This window comes from Halomonas ramblicola (genome assembly GCF_030409215.1).
In the GTDB taxonomy this organism is placed as follows: Bacteria; Pseudomonadota; Gammaproteobacteria; order Pseudomonadales; family Halomonadaceae; genus Halomonas; species Halomonas ramblicola.
This window is the reverse complement of sequence record NZ_JAUFPL010000005.1, coordinates 1-12357: the sequence shown is the minus strand read 5'-3', so window position 1 is coordinate 12357 and position 12357 is coordinate 1. Positions and strand designations below refer to the sequence as shown.

The 12357-nt window shown below is 70.4% G+C and carries 13 protein-coding genes; 9 read left to right on the top strand and 4 right to left on the bottom strand.

What is annotated here, in order from left to right; genetic code table 11:
* Window positions 1-52: 52 nt before the first annotated feature.
* Window positions 53-553, bottom strand: a complete 501-nt coding sequence (locus QWY80_RS01245; RefSeq protein WP_290228851.1) for an outer membrane beta-barrel protein — start codon at window positions 551-553, stop codon at window positions 53-55.
* A gap of 185 nt (window positions 554-738) precedes the next feature.
* Here QWY80_RS01245 and QWY80_RS01240 point away from each other — a divergent pair, with 185 nt between their 5' ends.
* Complete coding sequence (locus QWY80_RS01240) at window positions 739-1608, top strand: diacylglycerol/lipid kinase family protein (protein ID WP_290228850.1); 870 nt, start codon at window positions 739-741, stop codon at window positions 1606-1608.
* Window positions 1609-1614: 6 nt separating this feature from the next.
* Here the strand turns inward: QWY80_RS01240 and QWY80_RS01235 are convergent, their stop codons facing one another.
* Window positions 1615-2529, bottom strand: coding sequence for an EamA family transporter (locus tag QWY80_RS01235; RefSeq protein ID WP_290228849.1), 915 nt, complete (start codon window positions 2527-2529; stop codon window positions 1615-1617).
* Window positions 2530-2740: 211 nt separating this feature from the next.
* Here QWY80_RS01235 and QWY80_RS01230 point away from each other — a divergent pair, with 211 nt between their 5' ends.
* Complete coding sequence (locus tag QWY80_RS01230) at window positions 2741-3895, top strand: aminotransferase class V-fold PLP-dependent enzyme (protein ID WP_290228848.1); 1155 nt, start codon at window positions 2741-2743, stop codon at window positions 3893-3895.
* Window positions 3896-3979: 84 nt separating this feature from the next.
* Here QWY80_RS01230 and QWY80_RS01225 read toward each other — a convergent pair whose 3' ends face one another.
* On the bottom strand, window positions 3980-4660 hold the full coding sequence (locus QWY80_RS01225) for a CBS domain-containing protein (protein ID WP_290228847.1): 681 nt from the start codon (window positions 4658-4660) through the stop codon (window positions 3980-3982).
* Window positions 4661-4748: 88 nt separating this feature from the next.
* Window positions 4749-5504: a DeoR/GlpR family DNA-binding transcription regulator gene (locus QWY80_RS01220; RefSeq protein WP_290228846.1), complete on the bottom strand. Its 756-nt coding sequence runs from the start codon at window positions 5502-5504 to the stop codon at window positions 4749-4751.
* 124 nt (window positions 5505-5628) lie between these two features.
* Here QWY80_RS01220 and QWY80_RS01215 point away from each other — a divergent pair, with 124 nt between their 5' ends.
* The 7 genes from QWY80_RS01215 to cdd are packed head-to-tail and all read left to right on the top strand — an operon-like array spanning window position 5629 to window position 12235.
* A complete protein-coding gene (locus QWY80_RS01215) occupies window positions 5629-6435 on the top strand; it encodes an outer membrane protein OmpK (protein WP_435389206.1) in 807 nt (268 codons plus the stop codon).
* A 16-nt stretch (window positions 6436-6451) separates the two neighbouring features.
* Entirely contained in the window at window positions 6452-7726 is a 1275-nt protein-coding gene (locus QWY80_RS01210) for a NupC/NupG family nucleoside CNT transporter (RefSeq protein WP_290228844.1), read from the top strand.
* 19 nt (window positions 7727-7745) lie between these two features.
* Window positions 7746-8522, top strand: coding sequence for a deoxyribose-phosphate aldolase (gene deoC, locus QWY80_RS01205; protein WP_290228843.1), 777 nt, complete (start codon window positions 7746-7748; stop codon window positions 8520-8522).
* Window positions 8522-9862 carry a thymidine phosphorylase gene (gene deoA, locus QWY80_RS01200; RefSeq protein ID WP_290228842.1) on the top strand — a complete coding sequence of 447 codons (1341 nt, stop codon included), beginning with the start codon at window positions 8522-8524 and terminating at the stop codon, window positions 9860-9862. Before deoC ends, deoA begins: the two co-directional genes overlap by 1 nt.
* Window positions 9859-11109: a phosphopentomutase gene (locus tag QWY80_RS01195; protein WP_290228841.1), complete on the top strand. Its 1251-nt coding sequence runs from the start codon at window positions 9859-9861 to the stop codon at window positions 11107-11109. Before deoA ends, QWY80_RS01195 begins: the two co-directional genes overlap by 4 nt.
* Window positions 11109-11837: a purine-nucleoside phosphorylase gene (deoD, locus tag QWY80_RS01190; protein WP_290228840.1), complete on the top strand. Its 729-nt coding sequence runs from the start codon at window positions 11109-11111 to the stop codon at window positions 11835-11837. Before QWY80_RS01195 ends, deoD begins: the two co-directional genes overlap by 1 nt.
* The gene (gene cdd, locus QWY80_RS01185) at window positions 11834-12235 is read left to right on the top strand and encodes a cytidine deaminase (RefSeq protein WP_290228839.1); all 402 of its coding nucleotides are present in this window, start codon (window positions 11834-11836) and stop codon (window positions 12233-12235) included. The genes deoD and cdd overlap by 4 nt, the downstream gene beginning before the upstream one ends.
* The last annotated feature ends 122 nt before the right edge of the window (window positions 12236-12357 follow it).

Sequence of the window (12357 nt, the reverse complement as noted above, 5' to 3'; positions counted from 1 at the left end):
CGCCCCGCTGCCAGGGCAGCGGGGCGCCGGGTCTGCTTGGCGACTCGGGGCGTCAGAAGCGGTAGCGCAGGCCCACGCTGGCCGCGTCGAAGGTGTAGTTCGACTTGTCCAGGTAGCGCATGTAGTCGGCACCCGCCGCCAGATTGGGGGCCACGTCGAACTCGGCGCCGGCCCCGTAGGAGAAGTCGGACTCGCGATCGACGTCGAAGTCCACCTCGGTGTAGCCGGCCAGGCCATAGAGGCGGAACTCCGGGGAGACCGGCAGGATGCCCTTGGCGTAGGCGCCGGCCAGGTAGTCCAGCTCGACGCCGCCATCGGAGCCGCCGCCGCCCAGGTGGCCCTCCACGGCGAAGTAGTCGTTGAACTGCATGCCGCCGTTCAGGCGCAGGCCGATGCTGTCGCGGCTGCCGCCACGCTCGGGGTCGAGCTCCCAGAACATGGCGTCACCGCCCAGGTAGGTCTGGGGCTGGACGGGCTGCTGTGCCTGGGCGCTACCGGCGACACCGGCGGCGACCAGGGCGGCAGCGACGGCGGCGAGAGTGATGCGTTGCATGGCGTCCTCCTTGTTCATGAACACCGTTTCCTAACCACTCTCAGTGTGGTAGCCACTCGACCAAAGATCAAGGGCGCATCGTGCAAACTTGCGCTACGCCCCGTCTGCCGGCGGTGACATCGGCAGGCCGGCTGCTGGCCGGCCGGGCGACCGCTATACTGGCGCTTCAGGAACGGAGAATGCCCATGCGTCACTGGCTCATCGCCAATACCCGGGCCGGCGACGGCACCCGGCATGGAGGCTTCTGGCGGGAGCGGCTCGCCCGTGCCGGCCTGGCCGATCTCGCCGTCCGGGACCTCGGCGACAGCGCCTGGGAGGAGGAGATCGGCGCCGGCGACCGCGTGCTGGTAGCCGGTGGCGACGGTTCGGCGAATCGCGTGGCGGGCGTGTGTATCCGGCATGGCGCTGTCCTGGGCGTGCTGCCCTCGGGCACCGCCAACGACTTCGCCCGCAACCTCGACCTGCCGGAGGATCCCGATGCCCTCTGCCGGCTGATGGTCGAAGGCTCCCCCCGCGAGATCGACGTGGCCTGGATCAATGAGCGGCTGTTCCTCAACGTGGTGCACATCGGCCTGGGCACCCTGCCGGCCACCCAGGCCTCACCGCGCCTCAAGAAGTGGCTGGGTCGCTTCAGCTACGCCGCCGTCCTGCTGCGCCTGCGCCGACTGGGCCTGATGCGCGGCTTCAAGGCGAGCATCGATCACGACGACGGCCGCCTCGAGGAGCGCTGGCTCTCCCTCGCCATCGCCTCGGGGGCCTATTTCGGCGGTGGCCAGCGAGTGCCGCACGCCTCACCGCACGATGGCCGGCTGACCCTGGTGGCCGTTCGCCCCCGCCCCTGGTGGCAGCTGGCCCGGACCCTCGTGGTCGCCCGCCTGACCGACCAGGCGCCGGACGGCGACGACAGCGTGGTGCACCTCGAGCCGACCGTCTGCCGGTTCCATCTGGGCCACGAGCGACTGGTCACCGCCGACGGCGACTCGCTGGGCCGCTTCGCCGAGTTGCGGCTGCGGGCCGACGCCGGGGCGCTGCGGGTGATCGCCGGTCCGTCCTGACCGGCCTCAGGCGCGCCGCGACAGCCCCAGCAGCAGGATCCCCGCCAGCACGATGCCGCCGCCCACCAGCTGGACCGGCGAGAGAGCCTGGCCCAGCACCAGGTAACCCAGGACCAGGGCGGCCACCGGCTCCATGTTCAGGGCCGGGGCGTTGCGCGCCATGTCCAGGCGCGGCACGCTGATGAACAGGATCGAGAAGCCCACCCCGTAGCACAGCGCCAGCGCCGCCAGGCCCCACCAGCCCTGGGTCGCCTGGGGCAGGTCCATGCCGCCGGGCACCAGCCCCAGGGCGCCGGCCACCAGCATGCTCAACAGTACCGTGGACATGGTGAGCAGGCTGCGCAGGGTGCTGCCCACCCGCGCCAGGCGGTGCTCGGTGATCCACAGCGCGCCGGAGAAGGCGGTGGCCGCCGCCAGGCCGAAGCCGATCCCCGCCAGCCAACCGGGCCCCATCGCACCCGGCTCGCCCAGCCAGGCGGGCACGTCCAGCACCACCACCAGGCCCACCAGGATGATGCCCATGATCAGCGAGGCCCGGGCGCTGGGCCGGCGGCCACCCAGGGCCCAGGTCAGCAGCGCCAGCTGGATCGGCAGGGTGTTCATCAACAGCAGCGCCACCACCACCGGGATGCGCGCCACCGCCGAGTAGAGGCACAGGCTCTGCACCGCCACCAGCAGGCCCACCAGCAGTTGCCAGCGCCCGGTGCCGGCCGGCAGCTCGAAGGCCTTGCGGCGCCCCACCACCAGGCCACCCAGCACCAGCGAGGCCACGCCGGAGCGCACCAGGATGGCCAGCAGCAGGCCGGTACCGGCGTCGAAGGCGACCCGCGCCGCCACATGGTTGGTGGCGAACAGGGTGGCGACCCCGCACAGCATCAGCAGGGCCAGGGGGCGGGGGAAGGCAGCGGGTGGTGTCGGCATGGGCAGGCGTCCTTGCGGTATGAGCGGGGTTTCCGGGCCGGAGCATGATCGGCGGCAGGCCGGCGGCGATCGCCATGTTAACTTAATGTATCACCCCTTCCATCGAGGCTCCGCGATGCCCCGGGCCAACTGGCCCCGACCGGCGAATCGGCATATCCTCTCCCCATGCCGGCCTTCGATACGGAAGGCCCGAATCAACACGGAGATCCCCATGCCCGGCTTGCTTCCCGATGTCGATCCCGATGGTCTGCTGGAATACTCGGTGGTCTACACCGACCGGTCACTGAACCACATGTCGGCCCGCTTCCAGCAGGCGATGCGCGACATTTCCTCCCACCTCAAGGAGGTCTACAGCGCCCACAGTGCCGTCATCGTGCCCGGCAGCGGCACCTTCGGCATGGAAGCCGTGGCTCGCCAGTTCGCCCAGGAGCGCCGTGCCCTGGTGCTGCGCAACGGCTGGTTCAGCTACCGCTGGACCCAGATCCTCGAGATGGGCCGCATCCCCTCCGATATCAACGTGCGCAAGGCGCGCCGGCGGGACGAGGACGACCCGCAGTCGCCCTTCGCCCCGGCCCCGGTGGAGGACGTCATCGACTCCATCCGCGACATGCAGCCGGATATCGTCTTCGCCCCCCACGTGGAGACCGCGGCCGGCATCCTGCTGCCCGACGACTACATCCGTCAGGTGGCCGACGCCATCCACGAGGAGGGCGGCCTCCTGGTGCTCGACTGCATCGCCTCCGGTGCCCTCTGGGTGGACATGCAGGATCTCGGCGTCGACGTGCTGATCAGCGCGCCCCAGAAGGGCTGGAGTGCCTCGCCGTGCTGCGCCATGGTGATGCTCTCGCGGCTGGCCCGGGAGACCATCGAGGAGACCACCAGCACCAGCTTCGCCTGCGACCTGAAGAAGTGGCTGTCGATCATGGAAACCTACGAGGCCGGCGGCCACGCCTACCATGCCACCATGCCCACCGATGGCCTGGTCAGGCTGCGCGACGTGATGCTCGAGGTCGAGCAGTACGGCCTGGAGAAGGTGCGCGAGGAGCAGCAGGCGCTGGGCGACGGCGTGCGCGAACTGCTCGCCGAGTACGGCTACCCCAGCGTGGCCGCCCCCGGCTTCGAGGCCCCCGGCGTGGTGGTGTGCTACACCGACGATGCCGACATCGTCACCAAGTTCGCCCAGGCCGGCATCCAGGTGGCCGGCAGCGTGCCGCTGATGTGCGACGAGGGCAGCCAGTTCCGGACCTTCCGCATCGGCCTGTTCGGGCTCGACAAGCTGCACGCCCGCCAGCGCAGCCTCGACAACCTGCGTTCGGCCCTGGACCAGGTGGCCCAGGCCGAGCCGGTGCCGTCCGACGAGAGCTGAAGGGGCCGCGCGCCAAGCGCAAACCAGACGCGAAGGGGGGCGGCCCATGGGCCGCCCCCCTTCGCTGCGTGGGTCTGGCACGCGTTACAGGGTGCCGACGCCGCGCGGCACATAGCCCAGGTTGTTCTCCACCTCCCCGACCCCCGGGGTGTTCTCCGCCGCCACCTGCACGGCCATGCGCTCCTCCTCGCTCTCCACCAGGCCCCACAGCTGGACCTTACCCTGGGTGACGATGACGTTGATGCGGTCCACCAGCACGCCGGTGTTCTCGTCGACCTCCTTGAGGATCGCCTCGCGGATCTCGCGGTCGTCGGCGGTGACGCTGGCCTCGGGGGCCGCCACCGAGAAGCCGCGCAGCAGGTTGGAGCGGCTGACGATGCCCACCAGCTTGCCGGCCTCGACCACCGGCACCCGCTTGATGTGGTGCTTCTCGAGCAGCCGGGCGATCTCGTGGACCGGCCTGTCCTCGCCAACGGTGATCGGGTCGCGGGTCATGATCTCGTGGGCCCGGCGACCGTGGGACCTGACGTACTCGGCGGGGTTGCCGGCCTCGAACAGCTTGAGCCACCAGGACTTGCTGCGCTTGTCGTCCTCGACGCGACGGATCAGATCGCCCTCGCTGACGATGCCGAGTATCTTGCCGGCCTCGTCCACCACGGGAACGGCGCTGATGCCGTGTTCGAGCAGCAGGCTGGCGATCTCGCGCACCTCGCTGTCGGGTGTCACGGTGATGACGTTGCGGGTCATGATGTCGGCGGCTTGCATGGACGTTCCTCCGGCGAGAAATGACGGTGACATGGTTTCAACATAGCAAGACCGCGACGGCCGCGCCTTGATCCAGGCCAGGTTCCCCTCAGCCGTGCAGCACCCGCGGCCCCTGCAGTCCCTCCATGTCCCCCTCTCGGGCATCGGTGACCAGGAGGTCGACCTCCTCCAGTTCGGCGAAGCGCGCCGGGCGGATCACCCCCAGCTTGGTGGCGTCGGCCACCAGGATGCGCTCGCCGGCGGTGGCGATGGCCGCCCGCTTGGGGGCCACCTCGTGGAAGTGGAAGCAGCTGAGGCCGTGGCGCGGATGCAGGCCCGCCGCCGAGAGGAAGGCGCGATTGATGCCCAGCCGCGCGATCGCTGCGTCCACGGCCTCGTCGCCGAAGGACTGCGACGAGGCGTGGTAGACCCCGCCGAGCAGCACCAGCCGTAGATGGGGCAGGCGCGCCACGGCATTGGCCACGTTGAGCGCATAGGTCACCACGGTGAGCTCGCGGAAGTTGGCCAGTTCGGCGACCAGCGGCATCAGGGTGGTGCCACAGTCGATGAACAGGGTGTCGCCCTCCTCCACCCGCTCCACGGCACGCCGGCACAGGCGGCGCTTGGCGGCCGCCTGGCGGTCGCGCTGGTCGTCCAGGTCATAGACCGGCGCATAGCGCGGGTCGCCGGCGCGCACCAGGTGGCCGCCCATCAGGGTCAGCTCGCCGTCGCCGGCGGCCAGGTCGCGGCGAATGGTCATCTCCGACACCCCGCACAGGGCTGCGGCATCCGCCAGACGCAGGCTGCCCCCCTGGGCCAGGGTGTCGGCGAGGCGGGCGAGGCGGCGGGCGCTGCGTTCGTTCATGGTCTCGATTCCGATCGACGCCAGAAAATGTTAGAAAAATAACACTGATTGTTATATTTTTCACGTGAGCCGCGTCCGGCCTCCGGACTCCACAACCACAACACCGGAAACCGACACCATGCCCATGATCCGTCAACTTCCGTTCCTCGGCCTGGGGGCAGGCCTGCTGCTGGTCGTTCCCGCCGTCCAGGCCGAGGATGCCTCGACCCCGCTGTGGTCCTTCGCCAACGTCTCCGTCAACTATCTCGACTGGTCCGACGGCACCGAGGCACGCACCGCCGACAACGCCGCCAAGGGCGACTTCCCCTACCTGGAGCTCGAAGGCGGCGCCGGCTTCTCCTGGGGGGAATTCTACGGCTTCCTCGACTTCGAGAACCCCGGCAACGACCGCTTCGACGAGGCCAGCGACGGCAAGGACAACTTCCGCACCGCCGCCAAGCTGACCTCGCACCTCTACCTGGGCGAGTCCCCCTTCTCGATCTATGCCCATGTCTACGACTTCCGCGACTACGGCTTCGATCTCCGCGAACAGGACCAGATCCTCGGCCTGGGCTACCGCCACACCTTCGCCAGCGGCCTGTGGTTCAAGCCCTTCCTCGGCGCGGCCCGGGTGCAGAGCGACGGCTTCACCGGCATGAACGGCTTCATGGCCGGCTGGGTGGCCGGCTACGACTTCACCGCCTTCGGCCAGGACTTCAGCGTCACCAACTGGCACGAGCAGACCTTCGGCCGCGACGACGACTACCTGGAGCAGAACTACGTGGGCGACGAGGCCGACGCCGTGGGCACCAACGGCGCGCTGAGCCTGTGGTGGCATCCCCACGAGCGACTCACCACCGGCGTGCAGTACCGCTACGCTGACGAGAAGCTGGGTACGCCGGGACAGTACCAGAACGCCATGATCTACACCCTCAAGCTCAACCTGCTGTAAGGCAAAGGGGATTCCCATGACCCTCATCATGAGCCTCGTCGGGATGGTGACGCTGGTCGCCATCGCCCTGCTCTTCTCCAGCGACCGCCGCGCCATCCGCCTGCGCACCGTGGTCGGCGCCTTCGCCATCCAGGCCGGCATCGGCGCCTTCGTGCTCTACGTGCCCGCCGGCCAGGCGGTGCTCACCACCGTCTCCGGGGCGGTCAGCCAGGTGGTGGCCTACGCCAACGACGGCATCGACTTCATGTTCGGCGGCCTGGCGAATACCGAGGAGGTGGGCTTCGTGTTCGCCGTCAAGGTGCTGCCGGTGATCGTGTTCTTCTCCTCGCTGACCGCGGTGCTCTACTACCTGGGCATCATGCAGTGGGTGATCCGCATCCTCGGCGGCGCCCTGCAGAAGGCGCTGGGCACCTCGCGCACCGAGTCGCTCTCCGCCACCGCCAACATCTTCGTCGGCCAGACCGAGGCGCCGCTGGTGGTGCGCCCCTTCATCGCCCGCATGACCCCCTCGCAGCTGTTCGCCGTGATGTGCGGCGGCCTGGCCTCGGTGGCCGGCTCGGTACTGGCCGGCTATGCGGCGCTGGGCATCCCCATGGAGTACCTGGTGGCCGCCTCCTTCATGGCCGCCCCGGGCGGCCTGCTGTTCGCCAAGCTGCTGATGCCCGAGACCCGCGATCCCGAGGACAGCATCTCCGCCGCCGAGGAGCGCCTCGAGGCCGAGGAGGACCATCCCACCAACGTGCTGGACGCCGCCGCGGCCGGCGCCTCCTCGGGGCTGATGCTCGCCGCCAACGTCGGCGCCATGCTGATCGCCTTCATCGGCCTGATCGCCCTGATCAACGGCATGCTGGGCGGCATCGGCGGCTGGATCGGCATGGAGTCGCTGAGCCTGGAACTGATCCTCGGCTGGTTGTTCGCCCCGCTGGCCTTCCTGCTCGGCGTGCCCTGGGAGGAGGCGACCCTGGCCGGTTCCTTCATCGGCCAGAAGCTGGTGGTCAACGAGTTCGTCGCCTACATCAACCTGGCCCCCTACCTCGATGGCGAGCAGGTGGTGGCCGCCACCGGCCAGGCGATGACGCCGCATACCATGGCGGTCCTGTCGTTCGCCCTGTGCGGCTTCGCCAACCTGTCGTCCATCGCCATCCTGCTCGGCGGCCTGGGCAGCATCGCCCCCAGCCGCCGCCACGACATCGCCCGCTTTGGCCTCAAGGCGGTGTTGGCCGGTACCCTGTCCAACCTGATGTCGGCGACACTCGCCGGCTTCTTCCTGGCGCTGGGCGCCATGGGCTAATCGAAACGAGGGCACGCCAATGAACGATCTGCAACAGGTTGCACGCCAGGCGCTGGCGCTGATGGACCTTACCAGCCTCAACGACGACGACACCGATGCCGCCATCGAGTCGCTGTGCCGCCGCGCCAGGACGCCGGCCGGCACCCCGGCGGCGGTGTGCGTCTACCCGTCCTTCGTGACCACCGCACGGCGCACCCTCAAGGCGCTGGACCTCGCGGGCAAGGTCAGGGTGGCCACGGTCACCAACTTCCCCCACGGCGGCGACAACATCATGGCCGCCGCCCGCGAGACCCGCGAGGCCGTGGCCGCCGGCGCCGACGAGGTCGACGTGGTCTTCCCCTACCGCGCGCTGCTGGCGGGCGACGAGGAGACCGGCCGCGAGCTGGTCGCCTGCTGCCACCAGGCCTGCGGCGACGCCACCCTCAAGGTGATCCTGGAGACCGGCGAGCTGAAGGACCCGGCGCTGATCCGTCGCGCCGCCGAGCTGGCCCTGGAGGGCGGCGCCGACTTCCTCAAGACCTCCACCGGCAAGGTGGCCGTCAACGCCACCCTGGAGGCCGCCGAGATCCTGCTCGAGACGATCAAGGCGAGCGGGCGCGACGTCGGCTTCAAGGCCGCCGGCGGGGTGCGCAGCGCCGAGGACGCCCAGGCCTATCTGCAGCTCGCCGAGCGGCTCATGGGCAGGGCCTGGATCACCCCCGGGCACTTCCGCTTCGGCGCCTCCGGCCTGCTCGACGACCTGCTGGTCACCCTGGGCCTGGCGGTCGCCCCGGGCGGGAGCCAGGGAGGCTACTGATGCGCACAGACGCCCTTCCCCAGGAGCTGATCCGCGCCAAGCGCGACGGCCGGGCGCTCTCCCCGGAGGCGATCGGCGAGCTGGTGGCCGGCATCACCGACGGCTCGCTCTCCGATGCCCAGGTCGGGGCGCTGGCCATGGCGATCTTCCTCAACGGCATGGACACCGCCGAGACGGTGGCGCTGACCGAGGCGATCCGCGACTCCGGCCGGGTGCTCGCCTGGGACGACCTCGACCTGCCCGGCCCGGTGCTCGACAAGCACTCCACCGGCGGAGTGGGCGATCTCGTCTCGCTGGTGCTCGGGCCCTGGATCGCCGCCTGCGGTGGCTTCGTGCCGATGGTCTCGGGACGCGGCCTGGGCCACACCGGCGGCACCCTGGACAAGCTGGAGGCGATCCCCGGCTACTCGGTCACCCCGGACAGCGCCACCTTCCGCCGCCTGGTCCGCGAGGTGGGCGTAGCCATCGTCGGCCAGAGCGGCGAGCTGGCCCCGGCCGACAAGCGCCTCTACGCGGTGCGCGACGTCACCGCCACGGTGGAGTCGCTGCCGCTGATCGTCGCCTCGATCCTGGGCAAGAAGCTCGCCTGCGGCCTCGATGCCCTGGTGATGGACGTCAAGACCGGCAGCGGGGCCTTTATGCCGTCTCACCAAGCCGCCGTTGAGCTGGCGACTTCCATCGCCGACGTCGCCACGCGGGCCGGCACCCCCACCACCGCCCTGGTCACCGATATGAGCCAGCCCCTGGCGCCCTGCGCCGGCAACGCCATCGAAGTACGCGAGGCGATCCGCCTGTTGAGCGGCGAGAAGCGCCACGGTCGCCTGCTGGAGGTGACCCGCCGGCTGGCCGCCGAGCTGCTGGTGGCCGGCGGCCTGGCCAACGACCGCACGGCGGCGCTGGCCAGGCTCGACGACACCCTGTCCAGCGGTGCCGTGGCCGAACGCTTCGCGGCCATGGTGGCCGGCCTGGGCGGTCCCGCCGACCTGCTCGACCGCCCCGACCGCCACCTGCCCGAAGCGCCGGTCACCCTGGCGGTCCACGCCGGGCGGGCGGGCGTCGTCCAGGCCATGGACACCCGCGCCCTGGGCCTGGCGGTGGTCGAGCTGGGCGGCGGGCGGCGTGCCCCCGGGGAGGCCATCGACCCCGCCGTGGGCCTGACCCGCATCGCCTCCCTGGGCGAGACGGTGGACGCCGAGCGCCCCTTGGCGCTGGTGCAGGCGGCGAGCCAGGACGACGCTGAGCGCGCCGCAGGGCGCGTACGCGACGCCATCACCCTGGGCGATGCCGACTTCGCCGCGCCTACACTGATTCATGACCGGATCCAAGGGGAGGCTTCATGAGCCGCGCCATCGTGCTGGTCCTCGACTCCTTCGGCATCGGCGCCGGCCCCGACGCCGCCCGCTTCGGCGACGAGGGCGCCGATACCCTGGGGCATATCGCCGCCGCCTGCGCCCGCGGCGACTGCGACGGCCGGGGCAACACCGGCCCCCTGGCGCTGCCCAATCTGGGCCGCCTGGGGCTCTTCCACGCCCACCGCGACGCCACCGGCGCCTGGGCCGAGGGCATCACCCCGCCCGCCGAGGTCATCGGCGCCTACGGCCACGCCCGGGAGATCTCCTCGGGCAAGGACACCCCCTCCGGCCACTGGGAGATCGCCGGGGTGCCGGTGCGCTTCGACTGGGGCTACTTCCTGGAGAAGGACAACAGCTTCCCCGCCGAGCTGCTCGAGGCCCTGGTGCGCGAGGCCGAGCTGCCCGGGGTGATCGGCAACTGCCACGCCTCGGGCACCGAGATCATCGCTCGGCTGGGCGAGGAACACCTCCGCAGCGGTCAGCCCATCGTCTACACCTCGGCGGACTCGGTGTTCCAGATCGCCGCCCACGAGGAAACCTTCGGCCTGGAGCGGCTCTACCGGCTCTGCGAGATCGCCCGCCGCCTGCTCGAGCCCTACAACATCGGCCGGGTGATCGCCCGCCCCTTCGTGGGCGACGATGCCTCGAGCTTCGCGCGCACGGCGAATCGTCGCGACTACAGCGTCGAGCCGCCCTCCCCCACGGTGCTCCAGCGGCTGCATGATGCCGGCGGCGAGGTGATCGCCATCGGCAAGATCGCCGACATCTACGCCCACTGCGGCGTGTCGCGCACGCTCAAGGCCGGCGGCCATGATGCCCTGATGGACGCCACCCTGGCGGCGCTGAGAGAGGCCGGCGACCAATCGCTGGTGATGACCAACTTCGTCGACTTCGACATGGTCTACGGCCACCGCCGCGATACGGCCGGCTATGCCGCGGCGCTGGAGCACTTCGACGCCCGCCTGCCCGAGCTGCTGGCGACACTGGGCGACGACGACCTGCTGATCCTCACCGCCGACCATGGCTGCGATCCCAACTGGCACGGCACCGACCACACCCGCGAGCAGGTGCCGGTGCTGGCCCTGGGCGGCGGGCTCGCCGCCGGGTCCCTGGGGGCCCGCGAGACCTTCGCCGACATCGGCCAGAGCCTCGCCGACTTCCTGGGCCTCGCGCCCATGGACGACGGCGAGAGCTTCCTCACTTCCGCCCCGTCCCCCACACCAGGAGCCCACTGATGGCGACCCCGCATATCAACGCCGCACCGGGCGACTTCGCCGATACCGTGCTGATGCCCGGCGACCCGCTGCGCGCCAAGTATATCGCCGACACCTACCTGGAGGACGTGCGCCAGGTGAACACGGTGCGCAATATGTACGGCTACACCGGTACCTACCGGGGCCGCGAGTTGTCGGTGATGGGCCACGGCATGGGCATCCCCTCGACGTCCATCTACGCCAAGGAACTGATCACCGACTACGGCGTCAAGCGGCTGATCCGCGTGGGCTCCTGTGGCGCGGTGCGCGACGACATGGCGGTGCGCGACGTGGTGATCGGCCTGGGCGCCTGCACCGACTCCGGCGTCAACCGCGCGCGCTTCGCCGGCATGGACTTCGCCGCCATCGCCGACTTCGCGTTGAGCCGGGCGCTGGTGGAGGCCGCCGGCGAGCTGGACGTGGCCACCCGGGTGGGCAACCTCTTCTCGGCGGACCTGTTCTACGACCCCCGCCCCGACACCGCCGAGCTGCTCAAGCGCTACGGCATCGTCGGCGTGGAGATGGAGGCCGCCGGCCTCTACGGCGTGGCCGCCGAGTTCGGTGCCCGCGCCGCCACCATCTGCACCGTCTCGGACCATATCCTCAAGGGCGACTCGCTGGACAGCACCGCCCGAGAGCGCACCTTCGACGACATGATGCGCGTGGCGCTGGACGCCGTGCTGCGCGACGACCGGGAGGACGCGGCATGAGCGAGCTGGACCCGAGCCTGGTCGAAGCCCTGGTGGCGGTGCGCGGCCGCGCCTATGCCCCCTACTCGCACCACCCGGTGGGTGCCGTGGTGGTCGGCGAGAGCGGTAGGCGCTACGCCGGCGCCAACGTGGAGGTGGCCCACTACAAGGGCCTCTGCGCCGAGGCTTCGGCCATCGCCGCCATGGTCAGCGCCGGCGAACGGCGCCTGCGCGAGGTCTACGTGATCGGCCCCGGCGAGCACCTCTGCACACCCTGCGGCGACTGTCGCCAGCGCATCCGCGAGTTCGCCGACGGCGAGACGCGCATCCGCGTGGTGGACGCCGAGGGGCGGCTGCTCAAGGAGTACGACATGGCCACGCTGCTGCCCGACGCCTTCGGGCCGGAGAACCTGGCCTAAGCCCCCTGCGGGGTCAGACCCGAATGGCACTTACTTAAGCTTTTCCGGATGACCGTGTTGCCGAATTTGCTCCCGTGCTTCATGGCGGGGCATCTGTAATAACCGCTGGGGCCGGGGTCGCC

Coding starts and splice junctions, on each gene's coding strand:
- QWY80_RS01230 (WP_290228848.1), top strand. CDS start 2,741: ATGCCCGGCTTGCTTCCCGATGTCGATCCCGATGGTCTGCTGGAATAC.
- deoD (WP_290228840.1), top strand. CDS start 11,109: ATGGCGACCCCGCATATCAACGCCGCACCGGGCGACTTCGCCGATACC.
- QWY80_RS01220 (WP_290228846.1), bottom strand. CDS start 5,504: ATGAACGAACGCAGCGCCCGCCGCCTCGCCCGCCTCGCCGACACCCTG.
- QWY80_RS01195 (WP_290228841.1), top strand. CDS start 9,859: ATGAGCCGCGCCATCGTGCTGGTCCTCGACTCCTTCGGCATCGGCGCC.
- QWY80_RS01210 (WP_290228844.1), top strand. CDS start 6,452: ATGACCCTCATCATGAGCCTCGTCGGGATGGTGACGCTGGTCGCCATC.
- QWY80_RS01235 (WP_290228849.1), bottom strand. CDS start 2,529: ATGCCGACACCACCCGCTGCCTTCCCCCGCCCCCTGGCCCTGCTGATG.
- QWY80_RS01240 (WP_290228850.1), top strand. CDS start 739: ATGCGTCACTGGCTCATCGCCAATACCCGGGCCGGCGACGGCACCCGG.
- QWY80_RS01225 (WP_290228847.1), bottom strand. CDS start 4,660: ATGCAAGCCGCCGACATCATGACCCGCAACGTCATCACCGTGACACCC.
- cdd (WP_290228839.1), top strand. CDS start 11,834: ATGAGCGAGCTGGACCCGAGCCTGGTCGAAGCCCTGGTGGCGGTGCGC.
- deoA (WP_290228842.1), top strand. CDS start 8,522: ATGCGCACAGACGCCCTTCCCCAGGAGCTGATCCGCGCCAAGCGCGAC.
- QWY80_RS01245 (WP_290228851.1), bottom strand. CDS start 553: ATGCAACGCATCACTCTCGCCGCCGTCGCTGCCGCCCTGGTCGCCGCC.
- deoC (WP_290228843.1), top strand. CDS start 7,746: ATGAACGATCTGCAACAGGTTGCACGCCAGGCGCTGGCGCTGATGGAC.
- QWY80_RS01215 (WP_435389206.1), top strand. CDS start 5,629: ATGATCCGTCAACTTCCGTTCCTCGGCCTGGGGGCAGGCCTGCTGCTG.